The following is a 19,842-nucleotide window of genomic DNA, read 5'->3' on the forward strand; positions in this document are numbered from 1 at the left end:
GACGAAACTCCGATCATGCGGCGAGCGACGCGGGCGCTTCCAGTGACTGCTCAAGATCGGCCAGGATATCCTCGACCTCTTCCAGCCCGACCGACAGCCGGATCAGTCCCTCGGAGATGCCATGGGCCGCGCGCTCTTCCGGCGTGTAGGTCGAATGCGTCATGGAGGCCGGATGCTGGATCAGGGTTTCGGCGTCGCCTAAGGACACTGCGCGGCGTATGAGTTCGAGGCGGTTCATCATCGTGCGCCCTGCTACCAATCCGCCCTTCAGCTCAAAAGCGATCATCGCTCCGAAGCCCGGCATCTGCCGCTTGGCAAGGGCATGCTGCGAAGAACTTTCCAACCCGGGATAGTGGACCTTGGCCACCGCCGGGTGTGTCTCCAGCATTCGTGCCACCGGCATGGCACTTGCGCAATGCCGTTCCATGCGCAGCTTCAGCGTCTTGAGACCCCGCAGAACCAACATCGCATTGAAGGGAGCCATGACCGCGCCGGTCATGTCCTTCATGCCGACCAGGCGCACCTGCGCCATGTCTTCGGCCCTGCCCACCGCGATGCCGCCGATGAGGTCACCATGGCCGCCCATATATTTGGTGGCGGAATGCACGACGATATCGGCGCCCAATTCGATCGGCCTGGTCAGCACGGGAGTGGCGTAGGTGTTGTCGACGATCACCTTCGCGCCGTGGGTTTTGGCGATCGCCGAGACGGCCGCGATGTCGACGAGCCGCATGTTCGGATTGGCCGGGGTCTCGAAATAGACGATCCGGGTTCTGGATGAGAGCGCGCCACGCAGCGCTTCCGGATCGGTCAAGTCCGCATGGGTGACCGTGATGCCGAACTTCGCCAGGCCGTGACGCATGAAGGCGAAGGTGCAGCCATAGAGCGTGTTGTCGGTGATGATCTCGTCACCGGGAGACAGGAAGGTCCAGAACACCGAACAGATGGCGCCCATCCCCGAGGCCAGCGCAAGCCCCGCTTCGGCGCCTTCCAGGTCGGCGCAACGGCGCTCGAGGAGATCGAGCGTCGGGTTCGAGATGCGCGAATAGATGTGTCCCGGCGCCTCACCCGCAAAGATCGCGGCTCCCGCCTCGGCGCTGTCGAAGGCAAACGTCGAGGTCAGGTGCAACGGCGGAGTGAGTGCCCCCTCATGCTGCGCCGGGTCATGGCCGAAGTGGATCGCGCGGGTGGCAAAACTGACGGGGTGGCGGGGGTTCATGGCGACCTCATTGCTCGGAAGGCCTGGATACTTGCAGGAAACCCCTGGCAGGTGCTGCCAAATAATGCCACTATACCTACAAAATTTGGAATATCTCGCTTGTTCAAATCGAAAATGAAACAGATTGATGCCAAGGATCGCCAGATCATTCGCGAGCTGCAGCGCGATGGCCGGCTGACCAATCAGGACTTGGCGGAACGCGTGAGCCTCTCCCCGTCGCCGTGCCTGCGACGGGTGCGCCTTCTTGAAGAGGCTGGTGTGATCGTCGGCTATTCAGCGGATGTCGACACGCGGGCCTGCGGTTTTCAGATCACGGCCTTCATCCGCATCGCGCTGCAACGCCATGAACGCGATGCCGTGGAGCGTTTCGAGAAGCGGATACAGGACGCGGATGAGATCCTGGACTGCTTCCTGCTGACCGGCGAGGCGGACTATCTGCTACGTGTCGTCGTCGCGGATCTGGATGAATATGAACATTTCGTTCGTAACCGCCTGCATGGGATTCCGGGCATTGGATCTATCACGACGAGCCTCGTCTACGGCACCGTAAAGTCGTCCCGGGTCCTTCCCTTTTAGCGCCAAGGGTGCGACCGGGTTGACCGGAAAGCCCAACCGAACATCAGACGCTTGAGATGGCGATCGCCGCGGTCAGCAGGATCAGGCTTAGCATCGCCAACGCCGCGCGGATAGCATGCGAGAGTTCCCACCGGTTGCGAAGCGCGGTCCATTCTTCCGTCGGCGGCAGCGGGGCTCCGCCGCTGCCCTCGGTTGCGAAGAAGCGCTTCGCCGGCGCAGTCAGTTCCACCTCCTGCAGCCAGTGTTTGTTGACCGGCTGGGTCATGAGCCAGAAGACAAGCTGCACGACAAGGAGCGCAACCAGAGCGCCGGCGATCAGCCGGAATTGGGCCGCGCCGCTCGATATAAGCATCAACGCCAAGGTCGCAACGATCCCGCCGATCTCGGCGATACCGCCTCCGATCGTGAAGCCCGGATAGTAGATGCGCTGGACGACAAAATACTCCTGCCTGCCGAGCCGCAATTTACCCGGCAACTCAAGCGCAAGGGCGAGCGCCATGGCGATCGCGCTCGCCACCAGGATGACGGTCAGGACCTCCAGGAAAACATACATCGGACGGGCCTCTCACTTCGACCTGACTGCTTTCGCGAAACAGCTTCGGCAATTTCGAGCGACATTCCAGACCGAACGTGGGCGCCCCGGCCGGGTTCCATCGGGCAGGACCAATGAGGCGATGGCCGAGTGGGCATCGCCGGTCCGAAGCGGGCAGCGTCGGCACCGGCCGCATGGTGCTTGCGACCGGCGAGAGCCGGTCTGCAAGCGTCCGCTTCATGCCGTGGGAGGCGATTTCCCGGCGGCTGGCGCTCGGAAAGACTGCACCTTCGGGACAGCTACACTCTTCATCCCGAGTGAAGCCACAGCTTGGTCGTGAAGCGATGGCAGCGACCACCGGCAGGGCCGTGAGGCTCAGCCTTCGTTTCACCTCTCCTTAGCCGTCAAAAGGATCGCAACCGATAGCGCGGCTGGCTGGCATGATATATAAAGATTGCCTAATATGATCGCTTGGCCAAAGAGGCGATTTCGGGGATGCCCGGTTATACGAACGGAAGAGTGCTATCGAAGAGCGTGGTCGAAATGGCCCTCTTCTCCGCGGTGATGAACACCCTGGTGCTGGTTCTGCCTCTCTACATGCTGCAGGTTTATGATCGGGTTTTGCCCGCGGCCAATTTGGACACTCTCACCTACCTGACATTGCTCGCGGTCTCGTCGCTCCTGCTCTTCGGCGTGCTCGAAGTCGTGCGGGGTGTATATGCAAGCCGGCTCGCGGCGCGACTGGATGTCTCTTTGGGCACATCGTCTTTTCTCGCTGCAATGAGCGGCCCCCGCGCCGGCCTCGGCGATGTCCAGGCCTTGCGCGACTTGGCCACCTTGCGGAATTTCATCGCTTCGAGAACCGTTTTCTTTCTCTTCGACCTTCCTTTCGGGCCAATCTTCGTAGGCCTGCTCTATTTCATCCATCCGTTGCTCTTCCTTGTGACGGTCGTCGGGGCGGTTCTCATGGTCATCATCGCCATGCTGAACCAGGCCGCGAGTTCGCGTCCCGGCAAGGAAGCGGCGGAGAATCTCAACGCCTCAATGAATTCGGCGCAGGCATTCGCGCGAAACTTCGAAACCGTTCGCGCACTTGGCATGGTGTCCAACGCGATAGAGTTCTGGGGGACGCGTTTTTCCGGCTCTCTACACGCCTCGGATGGGCTCGCCCGCATCAATTCATTTTATGGCGGTGTATCGCGCACCGCCCGTTTGACACTGCAGATCGCGATATTGGGGGTCGGCGCCTATCTGGTTCTGCGCAACGAGATGACCGCCGGCATGATATTTGCGTCCTCGATGATTTCGGCGCGCGCTCTGCAACCTCTTGATCAGATCATTGGGAGTTGGCGGCAGATCATCGACGCCAATCTTGCATGGAAGAGGCTTTCGACCCTCCGATCCGGCCCCGACTACCAGGAAAACGTGGCGTTGCCGGCTCCTGAAGGAGCGTTAAGCGTGGATCAAATAGTCTATCATCTTCCGGGCGCGGCCGACGGGTCGCTGCCGCTGATAAAGCGCTTGACCTTTGAAGTCGCCGCCGGCGAAACAGTCGCGATCGTGGGGCCGAGCCAGGCCGGAAAATCGACCCTGGCGCGCCTCATCGTCGGCGCGATCGAGCCCCGCTCTGGGGCGATCCGGATCGACGGCGGCGATATTCGAAACTGGGATCCGGAAGAACTCGGCCGCCATATTGGTTACCTTCCGCAAGACGTGGAACTCTTTCCGGGAACCATTGCCCAAAATATAGCGCGTTTCGAACCGGATGCGCCCGACGAGAAATTGGTCCGGGCAGCCCAGCGGGCCCAAGTGCATGGGCTCATCCTGGGTCAGAGGGATGGCTATTCGACGCTGATCGGCCCGACCGGCGTTCGCCTTTCGGGTGGCGAGCGTCAGCGCATCGGGCTTGCTCGCGCCTTTTACGGCGATCCCAAGGTACTGGTTCTCGACGAACCCAATGCAAATCTCGATGCCAACGGCGAAGCCGCGCTCGAGCGAGCGATCATACAGGCGCGTTTACGAAAAACGACCGTGCTTGTCATAACCCATCGGCCCTCTCTCGCTGCCAAATGCGATCGCATATTGATGCTGCGCAGTGGCCAGATCGAGATGTACGGTTTGACCAAGAGCGTGCTCGATAGACTTGCCGAGCGACGGGGCCAAGCGGGGCGGCCCGCAGCCTCGCAGCCGCGTGACCGCGAAGGAGTGGTGCCTTTCCCGTCATCTTCTCGCGGGGAGATGAAGGTCGCTAATGACGGTTCCTAGTCAAGCCATCGGCGGCAGGACGTATCGCTGGCAGCGCAACGTCGATACACGCACAGACCGGATCACGCTGGCGGGGTATGCAAGCGTGTCCGTTTTCTTGCTTGGCTTCGGAATCTGGGGCGCAATGGCGCCGATTGCCGGAGCAACGATCGCGCCAGGAGTGGTCGCGGCAGCTGGACAGAATGTCATGATCCAGCATCTCGAAGGTGGCGTGGTCAGCAGCATCAAGGCCCGAGAGGGTGACAGGGTCATACGGGGCCAGGCCCTGATCGTGCTCGATCCAACGGTGGCGCAGTCCCAGCTCAACCGGGTCCTCAAACAGTGGGTCGCACAAAAAGCTGAAATCGCGCGGCTCGAGGCAGAACGGGACGGACTGGAGAATATCGTCCTGCCCCGCGATCTGGGCGCCTACTCAGGCGCGCCCGAATTCAGTGACGTCTTTGCAGAGCAAACCAAGGAGTTCCAGGCTCGGCTAGCGCGCTATGCCGCAGAACAGGAGATTCTGAGTCAACGGGTAGCAGCCCTTCGGGAAGCCGTTGCCGGCTTGAGGGCGCAGAAGGATGCTGCGGAAAGCCAGCTCGCGATCGTCAATGCCGAGACGGAACGCAAAAAGGGCTTGCTGGAAAAGGGACTGACAAATCGCTCTGAATACACCGATCTTCTGCGTAGCACCGCCGAGTTGGCAGGTCAGGCGGGATCGCTGGAGGCGCAAATCGCCAGCTTGGCGACCCAGACCGTGGAAGCGCGTCAACAGATTGAAAGACTTACAACCAGCCGGGTCGAAGATGCCGTCACGGAACTGAACAAAGCCCTGGCGGAGGTGGCGGACCTTGAGGAACAAATCAACGCTGCTCAATCGGTCCTGGCGCGGACAACCATTCGTGCCCCGGTGGACGGCATCATTGTCCGCTCGCTCTACAATTCCGAAGGCAGCGTCATCCGGCCTGGCGAGGTTGCAATGGAGCTTCTGCCGACCACGAATGAACTTATCATCGAGGCAAAGATCAAGCCTGAGGACATCGATTCCATCCGAGTCGGCCAAGGCGCGAACATGATGTTGACAGCCCTCAATGCGCGGACAACCCCAAAAGTGTCCGGAGAGGTGTTCTACGTTTCGGCGGACCGGCTGATCACACCCAGCACTGGACAGCCGTATTACACCGTGCGGCTTAAGATGGCTGATAAGCTGCCCCCGCAGGTCAAGCCCGAGCAAATCTACCCAGGCATGCCGGTCGAAACCTTCATTTCAACCGGCGAGCGGACGTTTCTGAGCTATCTGACCAAGCCGCTGGTGGATTCGTTCCAGCGCGCCTTTCGGGAAAGGTAGGCCCGATCCTGCCTCCTGCGGCCTTCAACCCCGCCCGAGGTGGAATTCGTCCGCGGATCATACGCAACCCTGGCTCGGCAGCGCCGTCGTCAGCCTGCGTAAAGGTGCCTCTTCCATAAAGCGCCGACCATGGTGCCGGCATCGTGCGTGCCGTCCGAAACGAGCAGCGTTCCCCACATCCGCCCTGAAGGTTGGTCCACTCTGTCGTCGTCGGTTGTCCCGGCGATCAAACGACGAACACGTCGTGGTAGGTCAGGGCCGCCCCGGGCTCCAGGTGGGCGATTTCCACCTGCGGGGCCGATTTCGAGCCGTCGGGATCATAGTACAGAACGCCCGTGCTCCGGTTGTAGAGCAGGTGATCGTTGGTGTGTTCGGCGTGTTCTCGCAACTCGAAATACCCCGAGTTCACCTGCGTCGGGCTGGACAAAGAACCGGAGCCGAGCGTCGTGAAGACGGCATTGTCGAGATAGAGCGCGTCATGTTCCGCGTCGAAGTCGGTGAGTGTGTCGACATTGTCGGGGCCATAGGCCGTGTCAAACACGAAGGTGTCCTCGCCCCTGCCACCGGTCAGCACGTCGTTACCACCCAGGCCCCGCAGTGTATCGTTGCCAGCCAGGGCATCAAAGGTATCGGGCGCGCTAGTGCCGACAAAAGTATCGTCCCCGGTCGTTCCGTGGGTCGGGTCGGTCGGCGGGGTCGGAGATGTCGGGTCGGTCGGAGGTGACGGTATCGGGTCGGTCCCGTCATGGGCTGCATGCCAGGCCGCCTTGGCGCTGGCCCAGTAATCGCGGGCCGCCTGGCCTTGAAGGACCGTCCATCCGGCGGGCGGCATTGGATAATCCGCCGGCAGCGGCTCGTCAGAGAGGTTGAGATAGTAATTGCCGTGCGACTCGACCGTCTTGTCCCAGGCATGCTGCAGCCGCCCCTGGCCGTTGTGGTGAACGTCGGTGATCGCCACCACGCAGTCGATAAAGTGCAGGCTGGGCACGATATCGTTAGCGCCTGTGCCGTTGTCGAGTTTGAACGGCGAACCGTGGGTTATCTCGCCTTTGCGAAGGTACTCTCCCATGCCCAGAAGCATGCCATCCATGGTGACCGTGTTGTCAGACCCATCCACGTCACCGTCGCCGAGGCTTACTCCGGAAAACACGTGGTCGAACAGGGAATCCTTGATGGTGCCGCCGATGACGTCGTCGTCCTCGACCGCGTCGTCGCGTGAGTTGCCGACATAGCTATCCTCGATGAGGAAGGTGCCGGTGCCGCCGACACGGATGCCATCCCAAGGCTGGGTGATCGTCCAGTCGTCGATGGTAAAGCTGTGGGCTGAATTTATACGGACTGCGGCGGAGTTGACGTAAATGTCTTCCCAAGCGCCGGTTTGGGAGACCGTGCCGTTGATCGTGCCGCCGAAAGCCAGGAGGTTGTCGCCGGGGTTGACGACAGCGAAGGGATAGAGGTTGGTGGGGCTTCCCTGATTGGCGACGATCCACGAGGCGTTGGTGGCATCGATTATGGTGTCGGCGGGCAGACCGGTTGCTTTATATTGCTGGTAGCCATAGTCGCCGCTCAAGACAATGGTGTTCGTGGCCATGCTTGGCCCCTTTCACACCCCCGCCCTATTCGCCCAAACGCCTGAAGCCAGAAAGGCCTGTACCTACCAGAGCCTCGTTAGCGGTATCGTGCAAATCACAAAATGTAAAATTTTATTGAATGTCCTCGCAGAGACGAGCTGTTGGCATATTGCATTTCAATATCGGCCCGACCTCCTATATGCTTCGCGCAAAAGCACGGGAGAAAGGGTGTGTCCCGAGAACGTGACGTGCTTATGTGGCGCGAAGCTGGGAAACTTGCGTCATCTGGCGACTATGACGGATGGCTTGCCATCGAATGGGAGCTTCGCAGCAGAGGATTCTCACGCGCCAAGCTGCTCTTTGATAACGACCGGGTCCGAAAAAAGTTGGATGACATCTGTAAGAAGGCGCAGGAGCAACGCGCCGACGCCAACCGGACCTAGTGCGTTTCAGCGTTTCACGGAAACGGCGAAACGCCCTATCTCCTTGTTTTTACGCAATTCCGGACGGAAAACCGCTCACACTTGTCCTGGAATTGCTCCAAAGGCCAGAAGCGCCCCGCCTTCCGAGAACCCAGCCAACCTTCTCTCTTCGCGATGAGCCGCATTTCTCCAACCTGGTTCGCGCCAGGGAGGCGAAAGCGCCGGCCCAACTTTTCCGAAGACGGGCGTTGTCTCTCCCAGACGGACCGAGTGACCGCCGGCGGAGAGGATCGCCCTATGTATTTCATGGCTTGGCCACCGACCTCGGCCGGATGACCGGCTGCGCCCTCTCCTGAGCGCCGAACGGATCGGGAAGCCCGGCTGGAGATCAGAGGCTTTGGGTAGCGATTGCCGTGGTCAACAGGATCAGGCTCAGCATCGCCAACGCCGCGCGGACAACGTGCGAGAGTTCCCACCGATTGCGAAGGGTGGTCCATTCTTCCGTCGGCGGGAGCGCGGCACCGTCGCTGCCTTCGGTTGCGAAGAAGCGCTTCGCCGGCGCGGCGAGCTCCACCTCCTGCAGCCAATGCTTGTTGATCGGCTGGGTCATGAGCCAGAAGACAAGCTGCATCAGGAGGAGCGCCACCAAAGCACCGGCGGTCGGCCAGAATTGGACCGGGCTGCCTGACGTCAGCATCAGGGCAAAGGTCGCGACGATCCCGCCGATCTCGGCGACGCCGCCTCCGATGGTGAAGCCCGGATAGTAGATGCGTTGGACGACAAAATACTCTTGCCTGCCGAGCCGCAATTTGCCCGGCAGCTCCAGCGCATGGGCGAGCGCCATGGCCATCGCGCCCGCCACGAGGATGATTGTCAGGACCTGCAGGGAAACATACATCGGAAGCCCTCTCGTTTCGGCTCGACGATTCGAGCGACGCTTCCGATCGAACGTGACCGTCCCGACCGGGTTCCATCGCGCAAGGATCTGCCGGCGAGCAATGATGCAACGGCTTGCTGCAGGCTTCTCGCACATGGCGCGCCGGATGCGCCGGGAGCTGTGGCGGAACGCTCCGATGTTGCGAGGCAGGGCGTCGGCCTAAACCTTTTCCGCCGACGGGCGTTGTTCGTTCCAGACGGACCGAGCGCCCAGCGGCGGAGAGGATCACCCGATGTATTTCATGGCATTGGCCACCGACTACGACGGCACGCTGGCGCATAACGGCCTGGTCGCCGCAAGCACGCTCTCGGCGCTGGAGACGCTGAAGAGGTCGGGCCGCAAGCTCATCCTGGTCACCGGCCGCGAATTGCCCGATCTCAAGGAGGTTTTTCCGGAGATCGGTCTGTTCGACAAGGTCGTCGCGGAAAACGGCGCCCTGATCTACACGCCGGCGAGCGAAGAAGAGCGCACGATTTCGCCCTCCCCTTCCGCCGATCTCGTCGACAGACTGAAAAAACGGGGCGTCAAGCCGCTGTCGGTCGGCCGCTCGATCGTCGCCACCTGGGAGCCGCACCAGGCCACGGTGCTCGACGTCATCAAGAAGCTCGGGCTGGAGCTGGAAATCATCTTCAACAAGGGCGCCGTGATGATCCTGCCTTCAGGCATCAACAAGGCGACGGGGCTGGCGGCGGCACTTGCCGATCTCAGGCTGTCGCCGAACAATGTGGTGGCTGTCGGCGATGCCGAAAACGACCACGCTTTCCTCAGGGCCGCCGGCCTGAGCGTGGCCGTCGCAAATGCCCTGCCGTCTGTGAAGGAGACAGCCGATCTCGTCACAAACGGCGCACGCGGCAAGGGCGTCGAAGCCCTGATCGGCAGGCTGATCAAGCTCGACCATCAGATCGTGCGCAAACGCTCGCGCGGTGTCCTGCTGGGAACCTCTCACGGCAAGAAGGTCTATCTGTCACCGGTCGAGACGGTTCTGATCGCCGGACGCTCCGGCATCGGCAAATCCACATTGGCGACCGCGCTGACCGAGCGGCTTGTCGAAAAAGGCCTGCAGTTCTGCATCTTCGACCCGGAAGGCGACTATGACGGGCTGCAGGGCGCGGTGCTGCTCGGCGATGCGTCGAGCGCGCCGAGCAAGGATCAGTTGCTGGAGCTGATCGACAGGCCGGACACCAATATCGTGATCAACGGACTGGCGCTGAAGGTCGACGAGCGGCCCGATTTCTTCGCCGAATTGCTGCCCGGCCTCGGCAGGGTCCGCTACCGCACGGCAAGGCCGAATTGGCTGATCATCGACGAGGCGCATCATCTGTTGCCCAAGAAGCGTGAGGACACGCGCGCGGTGCTTTCGCTGGAGCTGCCGGGCACGGTGCTGATCACCGTGCATCCGGAAGCGATCTCGACGGGTGTCTTGCGCCTGGTGACGGCGGTGATCGGGCTCGGCCCGATGGCCAAGGGCGTCGTCAAGACCTTCTGCAAGGAAGCCGGGCTGGAAGCGCCCAGGAACATCCCGACGCCCAAGGGCGATCGGGTGCTGCTGTGGCGGCCGCGGGACGGCAAGAAGCCGTTCACGGTCAAGGCGATCGAGCCGAGCCAATCGCTGAAGCGGCACAGCCGCAAATATGCCGAAGGCGAGCTCGACGAGGCGGGCAGCTTCTATTTCACCGGGCCGAAGAAGGCGATGAACCTTCGAGCCCACAATCTGATCATCTTCGCCCGGATGGCCGAAGGCATCGACGACAAGACCTGGGAATATCACCTGCGCGCCGGCGACTACTCCAAATGGTTCCGTCACCAGATCCGGGACAAGGACCTCGCGCGCGAGACGGTCGCGGCCGAGAAGGACAAGCGTCTATCGCCCGAGCAGAGCCGCAAGCTCGTGCTCGAGGCCGTGCGCCGCCGCTACACGGCGCCGGCCACGGCGCCGGAGAAATAGCTTGATCGAACCGGACGACGAGCCGACTCAGCTCGCCTCGCGCATCGCCTCGGCCGCTTGCAGGTCGACCGAGACCAGCTGGCTGACGCCCTGCTCGGCCATGGTGACGCCGAACAGCCGATCCATGCGCGCCATGGTGATCGGGTTGTGGGTGATGATGACGAAGCGCGTCTCGGTGGTCTTCGACATCTCGTCCATCAGGTTGCAGAATCGCTCGACATTGTGGTCGTCCAGCGGCGCGTCGACCTCGTCCAGCACGCAGATCGGCGCCGGGTTGGTGAGGAAGACGGCAAAGATCAGCGACATCGCCGTCAGCGCCTGCTCGCCGCCGGAAAGCAGCGTCATGGTTTGCGGCTTCTTGCCCGGCGGGCGGGCGAGGATCTCGAGCCCCGCTTCCAAGGGATCTTCCGACTCGATCAGCTGCAGTTCGGCAGTGCCGCCGCCGAAGAGATGCGAGAACAGCCGCTGGAAATGGCCGTTGACGACCTCGAAGGCCGACAGCAGCCGCTCGCGTCCCTCGCGGTTGAGGCTCTGGATGGCCTGACGCAGTTTTCTGATCGCCTCGATGATGTCCTCGCGCTCAGACACGATGGTTTCCAGGCGCTCGGAGAGTTCCTTCTGTTCTTCCTCGGCGCGCAGATTGACGGCGCCGAGCCGCTCGCGCTCGATCTTCAGCCGGTCGAGCTGGCGCTCTATCTCGGCCATGTCCGGCATCGGATCGTCGGCTTCGAGGCCGGTGTGCTTGATGACGAGATGCGGCGGCGTGTTCAGCGCCTCCTGGATGCGCGCCTCGACCTCGGCGCGCCGCTCGTCGGCTGCCGTCAGCCGCTCCTCGGCGCGGACGCGGGTCTCGCGCGCCTCGGCGAGCGACTGGATGGCGGCAGTGGCGGCTTTGTCCAGCTCGGCCTGCTTGGTCTCCGCTTCCTGCAGCCGGTCGCCGGCTGCCTGGCGCAGCGCCTCGGCCTCCGAAAGCTGCGACAGCAGCGCGCGGCGCTTGGCGTCGATCTCGTCAGGCGCGTCGGCCAGCCGCTCGCGCTCGGCTTCGGCTTCCGCCTTGCGCTCGCCAAGGGCGGCGATCTGGGTCGAGGCATTCTCGGCGCGCTCCAGCCAGTTCCTGCGCTCGCCCCCGATCGCGTCGAGCCGGCGCATGCGCGCCTCGGCCTCGCGCCGCAGGCCCTCATGCACGGCGCGCGCGTCAGCAAGCGTTGCACGGTCGCGCGCGACATTGGCGGAGGCCTGCTCGAGCTGCAGTTGAAGATCGCCGAGATCGGGGGCACCCTTCAGCATCTCCTCGGCTTCGAGGAAAGCGGCTTGCGTCTCTTCATGGCTGTCGACGACGCGCGCGCGGGCTTCATCCAAGGCTGCACGCCTGCTCGCCAGCTCACCGCCGGCCTTCTCGGCCTCGGCCAGCGCGTTGCGGGTGGCGTCCAGCCCGTGCTGGGCGTCGCGGCCGCCCTGGCGCGCGTTGCGCTCGGCTTCGCTCGCCTGGCGCATTGCCTGCTCGGCGCGCGCCAATGCCTCCTCGGCCTCGCGCACCACGCGGGTCGCCTGCACGGCCTCGGCATCGAGCTCGGCCAGGCGGTTCTTCTGCGCCAGACGCAGCGCGGCGGCGGTCGGAGCGTCGGCGCTGGCCGTCAGGCCGTCCCAGCGCCAGAGAGCGCCGTCGCGGCTGACCAGCCGCTGGCCGGGCGCCAGCAGCGCCTGAACACGGCGGCCCTCGGCGGCATCGACGATGCCGATCTGCGCCAGGCGGCGGGCAAGCTGCGCCGGCGCGCGCACCACGCTGGCAAGGCTCATCACGCCCTCGGGCAGCGCAGCGTCACCGGGCTGGACCGCGCTCTCGCCCCAATGCACTGGGGCGCTGCGGTCGAGGGGCACGTCGAGGTCCTCGCCCAGCGCCGCACCGAGTGCGGTCTCATAACCACGCTCGACGCTGATCTGCTCCAGCACCGAAGGGAAGAGGTCGCCGCTCGCGGCGTTGAGGATCTTGGCCAGCGTGCGGGCTTCGGTCTCGATGCGCTGCAACTCAGCCTTGGCGTCCTGCAACGGCGACCGTGCGGCGCTTTCGGCGGCACGCGCCTCGGCGACAGCCTGCTCGGCGGCAATGGCGCCCAGCTCGCTCTCTTCCAGCCTTGCCAGCGCGTCCTCGACCAGAAGCCGCTTCTCGGCGGGATCGGGCAAGCCGGAAATACGCGCGACGATGTCGGAAAGCTCACGGTCGACCTCGGCAAGCTGGCGGGCGAAGCGGTCGCGGCGCTCGGCCGTCTCGCGCAACGTGCGCTCGATCTGATGGCGCGAGGCCGCGGCCTCGGCGCGTTCGGCGGTCAACGCAGCAAGTCGCGCTTCGCTTTGCGAGAGTGTTGCTGCAGCTTGCTCGAAAGCGGCGCGCGTAGTGGCCTCGCGCTCGGCCGCACCGGCGTTTTCCGAGTTGAGCTCGGCCTCTTCGGCGCGCAGGCGCTCCAGGATGTCAGCATTGTCGCGCACCATCCGCTCTTCGCGGGCGATGTCGGCGTCGAGCTGCTGCAGCCGGCGTTCGAGCTCGACCTGGCGCGAGCGGATGCGACCGGCTTCCTCCTCGATCTGCGTCTTGGCGATCGACAGGCGCTGGAAGGCGGCGGCCGCGGCGGCTTCCGCGTCACGCAGGTCCGGCAAGCGATGCGCGGCGATGCCCTGTTCCCTGGCGGCCGCCATCTGGGCCGCGGCGCGATCGCCGACCAGCGTTGTCGCGACGGCAAGCGCGGAACGGGCCTCGCCTTCCTGGGTCTTGGCCAGCGTCCAGCGCAGGTGCAAGAGCGTCGCCTCGGCCTTGCGGATGTCGGCCGACAGGTTCTTGAAGCGCGAGGCCTGGCGCGCCTGGCGCTTCAGGCTGTCGATCTGGCTTTCGAGTTCGCCGACGACGTCGTCCAGCCGCTCGAGATTCTGTTCGGCCGCCTTCAGCCTGAGCTCGGCCTCGTGGCGTCGCGTGTGCAGGCCGGAAATGCCGGCAGCCTCCTCCAGAAGCGCGCGGCGGGCCTGCGGCTTTGCCTGGATCAGCTCGCCGATGCGGCCCTGGCCGACCATTGAAGGCGAACGGGCGCCCGTCGACTGATCGGCGAACAGCAGCTGTACATCCTTGGCGCGCGCTTCCTTGCCGTTGATGCGGTAGAGCGAGCCGGCCTCGCGCTCGATGCGGCGCGACACCTGCAGCTCATCGGCATCGTTGAAGGCGGCGGGCGCGGTGCGGTCGCTGTTGTCGAGGAAAAGCGTGACTTCGGCGGTGTTACGGGCCGGCCGCGCTCCGGAGCCGGAAAAGATCACGTCGTCCATGCCAGACGCGCGCATGTTCTTGTAGGAGCTTTCGCCCATCACCCAGCGCAGCGCCTCGACAAGGTTCGACTTGCCGCAGCCATTCGGCCCGACGATGCCGGTCAACCCGCGTTCGATGACGAACTCACCGGGCTCGACGAAGGACTTGAAACCAAGGAGGCGCAGGCGCGAAAACTTCATTCGCGCCGCCCCACAGAGCCTAGAACGCCGAGGCGCGATCGCTTCGGCGCGGCCCGGACATCAGAGCAGAGGGTCGATGATGGCCGACATTTCCTCAATCGACATCGCCCCTTTGTAGGTCTTTCCGTTGATGAAGAAGGTCGGCGTCGAGTCGACCTTGAACTCGTCCGCTCCGCGTTTCTGGACTGCTCTCACATCGTCCAGAAGTTTCTGGTCCGTCAAGCAGGCCTCAAACGACTCCTGTGTAAAACCGGCAAGCTTGGAAATCTGCAGCAGCGCTTCCTTGGTGTTGCTGACGCCAACCCAGCTCGGCTGCTGCTTGAACAGCACGTCGACCATGGCGAAATAGTTGTCCTTGGCGCAGCGCGCCAGCATGAAGCCGGCCTCGGCGGTGGGGTCGAAGGGGAATTCGCGCAGGATGTAGCGCACCTTGCCGGTATCGATGTATTTCGACTTCAGCTCAGGAAACGTGGTGTCGTTGAAATGCGCGCAATGCGGGCAGGTCATCGAGGCATATTCGACGATGGTGACCTTGGCGTCGTCCTTGCCGAGTTGCTTATCGGGCAAGGCGCCGGGCTTCAGCAGTTCCGCCATGTCGACCGTGCCTTGCGCTTCCGGCACCTGAACGGCCGCCGGGGTTGCCGGCTTGGCTGGCGTCGACGGATTGGCGGGTTTCACATCGGCCGCCTTGGCATCCTCGCCCGAGTCACTGCATGCGGCAAGCAGGGCCACCGCCGGAACAGCGGCCAGCGTGGTCAGAAGGTTTCTGCGGGACAAGCTTTTGCCAAACAGGGCACGGTTCATGCGAATCACCTGATATCGGTTGGATTTTGCAATGCAAGGGCTAGAAAAGGCGAGAGTTGGCGCGAATTAAGGCATCCTCGTCCCCAATCCAATCGCCAAATTTTTCGGGCGCGATCACGAATACGCGACATTGACGACAATTTTGCAGCTCGGCGCATGTCTTTTCCCGAAACCGCCGCACACCTTCGGGAGACATGCTCATGGCCTTTTTTGTCCCAGGATGGTCGCTCCGAGTCGCTCCAGCGAAGCGCGCAAACCATCGTCCTCGATCTTGCCGACCGTGCGCGCCAGCTTCGACTTTTCGGCCTCGCTGAGCGGCCTCGGCTGAGGCTTCGGCCGCGCTTTCGCCGAAAGCACCGGCTTCTGCAGGATCTTGATGCGGCCGATGGCGTTGAAGCCCAGAAAGGCGTTGACGCGGTTGATGACCTCGCCGGCCTCATGCTGGAGATGCAGCGCCGCCATGCCTTCGCAGGCGATGACCAGGACCGCCGGCTCGAACGGATCATCTTCATGCAGGCGGCGCGGCCACTGGATCTTTTCCGGGCGCGAGTGGCTGGCCAGGCGCGGTCCGGCGATCTCCTCCCAGGACTGCACCAGCCCGATCGAGATGCCGGCGCGCTTTTTCAGCACCGGATCGAGGATCTCGGTCGCGAGATCGCTCACCGGAACGGGATTGCCGAAGGGCCTTTTCCCTGCCATGTGCGTTCTCCGATCCCCAACTCACCCGATCAATGGCACCGCAAGACCAGACCCGCAAGGCCGAGCAGGCCGTATCCGGAGACAGCAGCATCGCCGCCCGCCTGCTTGCCTGGTACGACGCGCATCACCGCGACCTGCCCTGGCGCGTGACGCCGGGGGCGTTCGCGCGTGGGAAAAGGCCTGATCCCTATCGCGTCTGGCTCTCCGAAGTCATGCTGCAACAGACCACGGTCGAGGCCGTGAAAGCCTATTTCCGGACCTTCATCGAGAAATGGCCGACCATCGAGGCGCTGGCCGCCGCGCCCGCCGAGGATGTCATGAAGGCCTGGGCCGGGCTTGGCTACTATTCCCGGGCGCGCAACCTCAAGGCCTGCGCCGATCTCGTGGCGCGGCAGGGCGGCCGTTTTCCCGACACCGAGGCCGGCCTGCGGAAATTGCCCGGCGTCGGCGCCTATACGGCGGCGGCGATCGCGGCGATCGCCTTCGACCGGCCGGCTGCCGTCGTCGACGGCAATGTCGAGCGTGTCATCTCGCGGCTCTATTCGATCGAAACGCCGCTCAGCGGGGCCAAGCCGGAAATCCGCGCGCTGGTCGAAAAGCTGGTGCCGCAGGCACGGCCTGGCGACTTCGCCCAAGCGATGATGGATCTCGGCGCGACGATCTGCACGCCAAAGCGGGCGCGCTGCATGCTCTGCCCGCTGCGGGAGGATTGCAGCGCCGTCCTTTCGGGCGATCCGGAGCGGTTCCCGGTCCGCCTGCCGAAGGACGACAAGCCGCTCAGGCGGGGCGCGGCCTTCGTCGCCGAGCGTGGCGACGGCGCCATCCTTTTGCGCAAGCGGCCGGACAAGGGGCTGCTCGGCGGCATGACCGAGGTGCCGACCACGACCTGGACGGCGCGGATCGATGGCGCGACCACGCCAGATGCAGCGCCCTTCCCTGCGGCCTGGCGCCGCGCCGGGCGGATCGGCCATGTCTTCACGCATTTCGCGCTCGAACTCGAAGTCTTTCATGCCCACATCAAAGGTGATGCGCCGGATGGACATTTCTGGTCGCTGGCCCATGAAATTTCCGGGGAAGCGCTGCCCGCCGTCATGAAAAAGGTAATCGAGGCGGCGATACCCGGCGCGACCAAAAAGCGTCCACATTGAAAGGCAGGCAATGACTGAAATCCGCCACATCGTGTTCGACATCGGCAGGGTGCTGATCCATTACGATCCGAACATTCCTTTCAGCCGCCTGATCCCCGATGCCGAAGCGCGGAAATGGTTCTTCGACAATGTCTGCACGCATGACTGGAACCTCGAACAGGACCGCGGGCGGACATGGGCAGAGGCCGAAGCGCTGCTGGTCGCCGAATACCCGAGCCATGCTGAGAATATTCGGAATTTCCGCCGCCATTGGCACGAGATGGTGCCGCATGCCTATGACGACAGCGTGCGGATCATGGAGACTTTGATCGACGCCGGCCATGACGTGACCTTGCTGACCAACTTTGCCGTCGACACACTTGCTGAAGCCCGTCAGCGCTTCGATTTTCTCGGCCGCCCGCGCGGCGTGACCGTCTCGGGCGAGATCGGCCTGATCAAGCCGGACCGCGCCATCTACGATCATCACATCGCGGCCTTCGGGCTCGAACCCTCGGCGACGCTGTTCATCGACGACAGCCAGAAGAATGTCGACGGCGCCAAGGCCGCAGGATGGCAGGCGGTGCTGTTCACCGATGCCAGGACGCTTAAAGCGGACCTTGAGCGGCTCGGGATTGCGGTCTGATCAGAATCGCTTGCGGCGATCCGCTAAAGTCTTGATTCAAGGGCGGTTCGGCGATTTTCATGGAATCGCCGTACCGCTCTGAATTGTTTTCCGCAATTCTGGACGGAAAACCGCTGCGCACTTTTCCTGGAATTGCTTTGGCGGATCAGGCCCCTGCCCGCTCCATGCCGAGGCGGGCGATGCGGCGCAGCTCGTCGATCGGGGTGAGGCCGCCGCTGCGCTCATAGTGCCAGAAGGTCCAGCCGTTGCAGGCATCCAGCCCCTGCACTTCAGCGCCGATCTTGTGGATCGAACCGGCGCTGTCGCCGATCGCCAGCGTGCCGTCGGCGCGCACCTTGGCGGCCCAGCGCTTCTTGGCGTCGTAGAGCGTGGCGCCCGGCGCCACCAGGCCGGTGTCGATCAGGCTGATGAAGGCGACGCGCGGCTCGGCGCGCTTGCCGGAAAGCACGGTGAGATCGGCGTCCGCCAGCGGGCGAACGGCCGCGATGCGCTCGTTGGCGGCATCGATATAGGCCTGCTCGCGCTCGATGCCGACGAAGTGGCGGCCGAGGCGCCTGGCAACGGAGCCGGTGGTGCCGGAGCCGAAGAAGGGATCGAGCACGACGTCGCCCGGCTTGGTCGAGGCCATCATGATGCGGGCAAGCAGCGCCTCCGGCTTCTGCGTCGGGTGCAGCTTGTTGCCGTTGTCGTCCTTCAGGCGCTCGCCACCCGTGCAGATCGGGAACAGCCAGTCGGAGCGCATCTGCAGATCGTCGTTCGACGCCTTCAGCGCCTCGTAGTTGAAGGTGTAGCCCTTGGCCTTCTGGTCGCGCGAGGCCCAGATCATCGTCTCATGCGCGTTCTGGAAGCGGCGACCGCGGAAGTTCGGCATCGGGTTGGTCTTGCGCCAGACGACGTCGTTGAGGATCCAGAAGCCGAGATCCTGCATGCGAGCGCCGACGCGGAAGATGTTGTGATAGGAGCCGATGACCCAGATGGTGCCGTTTGGCTTCAGCACCCGCCGCGCCGCGAGCAGCCAGGCGCGAGTGAAGGCGTCATAGGCCTCGAAGCTTTCGAACTGGTCCCAGTCGTCATCGACGGCGTCGACCTTCGACTGGTCGGGCCGGTGCAGGTCGCCGTCGAGCTGCAGGTTGTAGGGCGGGTCGGCGAAGATGACGTCGATCGACTTTTCCGGCAGCCTGTCGAGGGCGGCAACGCAGTCGCCCTTCAGGATCGTGTCCAGCCATTCGGACTTAAGGGGAGCGTGGGAAAGCTCGTCGAGAAGACGCACGGCAGACATGAAAACACCCAAAGCACGCGTTACGGTTTACTGACTGTTATGGTTACCGATCAGCGTAAACATTCGGTGAAGGCGGCCGAGCCTCGCGCGATTTGCGAAGACCGCTCCATTGGTGTATGCCGCGCCGCCTGGAGCCGGATGTTTTCAGGTCTGTTCGACCTGAAATCTGAATCCGTCCCTAAATCAAAGAAATAGAGCATGATGTCGTCCGAAAACCGCTCCACACTTTTCGGCATCATGCTCTAAGCCAGTCAGGCCATTTTCCGCCTACACTTTGGATTGCCATGCCTCAGCCAGACCTTGTCATCTTCGATTGCGACGGTGTGCTCGTCGATTCCGAAATCGTCGCCGCGCGCGTCGAGGCCGAGCTTCTGACATCGGCCGGATTCGAGATCTCGGCCGAAGAGATTTTCGAGTCCTATGCCGGGCTGACCTTCAAGGACATCATGCTGCGGCTGGAAGAGAAGTCCGACATTCCCTTCCAGGCCTCGCTGATCGACCGCGCCGAGGAACTCGTCGACCGCAAGCTGCGCAGCGACGTGCGCGTCATCGACGGCGCCCGCGAGGCGGTGGCGGCGGTCACGGTGCCGCGCGCCGTCTGCTCCAATTCCCGCAAGGATCGGGTCGAGTTCATGCTGGAGAAGGTGCGCCTGCTGCCCTTCTTCGCCGGCCGCATCTTCTCCGGGCTCGACATCCCGAGCAAAAAGACCAAGCCGGCGCCGGACGTGTTCCTTTATGCCGCCGAACAACTCGGCGCCAACCCGAAGAACACCTTCGTCATCGAGGATTCCGTGCACGGCATCACCGGCGCCCGGGCGGCCGGCATGCGCGTCATCGGCTTCACCGGCGCGGGACACAGCTATCCGGGCCATGCCGACGCGCTGACCGAGGCGGGCGCCGAGACGGTCATCCGCCGCTTCGCGGAGCTCGGCAGCACGATCGCGGCGCTGTCGGAGTGGTCGGAAGACGCTTAGGCTCATCTGGTCGCGTCCGAAGGTTCCCCGCAGCGA

General features: G+C 63.5%; 15 protein-coding genes. 7 read left to right on the plus strand and 8 right to left on the minus strand.

Annotated features, from left to right (window positions below):
• Positions 1–13: 13 nt before the first annotated feature.
• On the minus strand, positions 14–1,219 hold the full coding sequence (locus EJ067_RS06445) for a methionine gamma-lyase (protein WP_126085200.1): 1,206 nt from the start codon (positions 1,217–1,219) through the stop codon (positions 14–16).
• A 99-nt stretch (positions 1,220–1,318) separates the two neighbouring features.
• Between EJ067_RS06445 and EJ067_RS06450 the strand changes: the two genes are divergently transcribed.
• The gene (locus tag EJ067_RS06450; protein ID WP_348639517.1) at positions 1,319–1,795 is read left to right on the plus strand and encodes an Lrp/AsnC family transcriptional regulator; all 477 of its coding nucleotides are present in this window, start codon (positions 1,319–1,321) and stop codon (positions 1,793–1,795) included.
• Between the two features lie 43 nt (positions 1,796–1,838).
• Here the strand turns inward: EJ067_RS06450 and EJ067_RS06455 are convergent, their stop codons facing one another.
• A complete protein-coding gene (locus EJ067_RS06455) occupies positions 1,839–2,348 on the minus strand; it encodes an anthrone oxygenase family protein (RefSeq protein ID WP_126085201.1) in 510 nt (169 codons plus the stop codon).
• Between the two features lie 474 nt (positions 2,349–2,822).
• Here EJ067_RS06455 and EJ067_RS06460 point away from each other — a divergent pair, with 474 nt between their 5' ends.
• Together EJ067_RS06460 and EJ067_RS06465 are read left to right on the plus strand one after the other, a co-directional pair.
• Positions 2,823–4,592 carry a type I secretion system permease/ATPase gene (locus EJ067_RS06460; protein WP_126085202.1) on the plus strand — a complete coding sequence of 590 codons (1,770 nt, stop codon included), beginning with the start codon at positions 2,823–2,825 and terminating at the stop codon, positions 4,590–4,592.
• Positions 4,579–5,919: an HlyD family type I secretion periplasmic adaptor subunit gene (locus tag EJ067_RS06465; RefSeq protein WP_126085203.1), complete on the plus strand. Its 1,341-nt coding sequence runs from the start codon at positions 4,579–4,581 to the stop codon at positions 5,917–5,919. The genes EJ067_RS06460 and EJ067_RS06465 overlap by 14 nt, the downstream gene beginning before the upstream one ends.
• Before the next feature lie 226 nt (positions 5,920–6,145).
• On the opposite strand, the gene EJ067_RS06470 is transcribed toward EJ067_RS06465, so the two are convergent.
• Positions 6,146–7,510, minus strand: coding sequence for a calcium-binding protein (locus EJ067_RS06470; protein WP_126085204.1), 1,365 nt, complete (start codon positions 7,508–7,510; stop codon positions 6,146–6,148).
• Positions 7,511–8,300: 790 nt separating this feature from the next.
• The gene (locus tag EJ067_RS06475) at positions 8,301–8,945 is read right to left on the minus strand and encodes a DUF1772 domain-containing protein (protein ID WP_245468187.1); all 645 of its coding nucleotides are present in this window, start codon (positions 8,943–8,945) and stop codon (positions 8,301–8,303) included.
• A gap of 136 nt (positions 8,946–9,081) precedes the next feature.
• Between EJ067_RS06475 and EJ067_RS06480 the strand changes: the two genes are divergently transcribed.
• On the plus strand, positions 9,082–10,794 hold the full coding sequence (locus tag EJ067_RS06480; RefSeq protein ID WP_126085205.1) for an HAD family hydrolase: 1,713 nt from the start codon (positions 9,082–9,084) through the stop codon (positions 10,792–10,794).
• 27 nt (positions 10,795–10,821) lie between these two features.
• Here the strand turns inward: EJ067_RS06480 and smc are convergent, their stop codons facing one another.
• From smc to EJ067_RS06495, 3 genes are all read right to left on the minus strand, one after another.
• Positions 10,822–14,280 carry a chromosome segregation protein SMC gene (smc, locus tag EJ067_RS06485; protein WP_126085206.1) on the minus strand — a complete coding sequence of 1,153 codons (3,459 nt, stop codon included), beginning with the start codon at positions 14,278–14,280 and terminating at the stop codon, positions 10,822–10,824.
• 60 nt (positions 14,281–14,340) lie between these two features.
• Positions 14,341–15,084 (minus strand): DsbA family protein, encoded by a 744-nt coding sequence (locus tag EJ067_RS06490; protein WP_126085207.1) that lies wholly within the window; start codon positions 15,082–15,084, stop codon positions 14,341–14,343.
• A 198-nt stretch (positions 15,085–15,282) separates the two neighbouring features.
• Complete coding sequence (locus tag EJ067_RS06495; protein ID WP_126085208.1) at positions 15,283–15,783, minus strand: DUF721 domain-containing protein; 501 nt, start codon at positions 15,781–15,783, stop codon at positions 15,283–15,285.
• A 32-nt stretch (positions 15,784–15,815) separates the two neighbouring features.
• Here EJ067_RS06495 and mutY point away from each other — a divergent pair, with 32 nt between their 5' ends.
• Complete coding sequence (gene mutY / locus EJ067_RS06500) at positions 15,816–16,931, plus strand: A/G-specific adenine glycosylase (RefSeq protein WP_126085209.1); 1,116 nt, start codon at positions 15,816–15,818, stop codon at positions 16,929–16,931.
• A 10-nt stretch (positions 16,932–16,941) separates the two neighbouring features.
• Positions 16,942–17,553: an HAD family phosphatase gene (locus tag EJ067_RS06505; protein WP_126085210.1), complete on the plus strand. Its 612-nt coding sequence runs from the start codon at positions 16,942–16,944 to the stop codon at positions 17,551–17,553.
• A 145-nt stretch (positions 17,554–17,698) separates the two neighbouring features.
• Here EJ067_RS06505 and EJ067_RS06510 read toward each other — a convergent pair whose 3' ends face one another.
• Positions 17,699–18,832, minus strand: a complete 1,134-nt coding sequence (locus tag EJ067_RS06510; protein ID WP_126085211.1) for a site-specific DNA-methyltransferase — start codon at positions 18,830–18,832, stop codon at positions 17,699–17,701.
• Between the two features lie 284 nt (positions 18,833–19,116).
• Here EJ067_RS06510 and EJ067_RS06520 point away from each other — a divergent pair, with 284 nt between their 5' ends.
• On the plus strand, positions 19,117–19,806 hold the full coding sequence (locus EJ067_RS06520) for an HAD family phosphatase (RefSeq protein ID WP_126085213.1): 690 nt from the start codon (positions 19,117–19,119) through the stop codon (positions 19,804–19,806).
• The last annotated feature ends 36 nt before the right edge of the window (positions 19,807–19,842 follow it).

The organism is Mesorhizobium sp. M1D.F.Ca.ET.043.01.1.1 (assembly GCF_003952385.1).
GTDB lineage: Bacteria > Pseudomonadota > Alphaproteobacteria > Rhizobiales > Rhizobiaceae > Mesorhizobium.